The organism is Moraxella bovis (assembly GCF_002014975.1).
Lineage (GTDB): Bacteria > Pseudomonadota > Gammaproteobacteria > Pseudomonadales > Moraxellaceae > Moraxella > Moraxella bovis.
In genome coordinates, this window is record NZ_MUXV01000078.1 from 1 (window position 1) to 971 (window position 971).

A 971-nucleotide genomic window follows, 5' to 3' on the forward strand; every position below is an offset into this window, starting at 1 on the left:
GGTGAGGTTTTTACAGATAAATAAGCAAATTTTTCACAAAAATAAAGACGGTAAAGACACAATCACCACCATCAGTAGCCACCAGTTACAGCAACAACAGGCGATTGATAATTTTTCTAAAAAATATCAACATGCAGTGAATGATGTGCAAAATGTCAATTTGACTCCTTTGAATGGGGAGAGTAGCAGAGAAGCCTTTAATGATGCCATCAATCTATTAAAAGCTTTAAACATCACTCGGTATGAAACCAACAATAGCACAAATGTTACTTATCTTATTTTAACCGACTATGTTGTAGAGGAGAATGATAAATTAACATTGGGTATGGCTGATAGAAAAGAGCCTGATGAATATGAAAAATATCAATGTAAAATCACAAGAAACTGCAATTATTGGGGTAATCATGTCATTATCTACAGAAATATTTATAATACCCATGATGAAACTCGGACGATTTTACATGAGCTGGGACATAGTTTGGGGTTGGAACATCCATTTCAAGATGATATAAGTAATTTATTGTTTGAAAAAGCTTATACAGACAATCTTATGGACTATAACTCAGGTATCGCACTTAACAAGTACCAATGGGATATTATCTATAATGATGGCAATATAATAGCTAAATAGGCAGATAAAGTATGAAACTCTTTAAAATCATGACTGCTATTGCAGTGCTTAACTTAACAAGTCTTAGCCATGCCATGTCTTATTATTATAAAGTCATGCTTTCTGATGAACAAATGACACGGCATTTTGATAAATATGATACGCTAAAATTCTTCAAATATACTACAGTGTACGATGAAATAAAAGATAAAATTCGTTATGAATTTCCTGAAAGGTGTCTTTTGTCTGAAAATGGTATCACTCACATTAGATTTTTTTAGGTGAACGCTATACAGACGAAGTAGATTGGCAATTATGGGTGGATAGACACGATCCAGATAAAGTCAATATTATGACCAAC

The 971-nt window shown here is 32.9% G+C and carries 1 protein-coding gene and 1 pseudogene; both read left to right on the forward strand.

The window, feature by feature from the left end:
- Window positions 1-631, forward strand: a pseudogene (locus B0182_RS14465) (hypothetical protein); the annotation flags it as partial.
- Window positions 632-642: 11 nt separating this feature from the next.
- Window positions 643-891, forward strand: a complete 249-nt coding sequence (locus tag B0182_RS13050) for a hypothetical protein (RefSeq protein ID WP_078275330.1) — start codon at window positions 643-645, stop codon at window positions 889-891.
- Window positions 892-971: the final 80 nt, after the last annotated feature.

What these genes read in the sequence shown, in the direction of transcription:
- B0182_RS13050 (WP_078275330.1), top strand. Translation starts at nt 643, where the DNA reads ATGAAACTCTTTAAAATCATGACTGCTATTGCAGTGCTTAACTTAACA.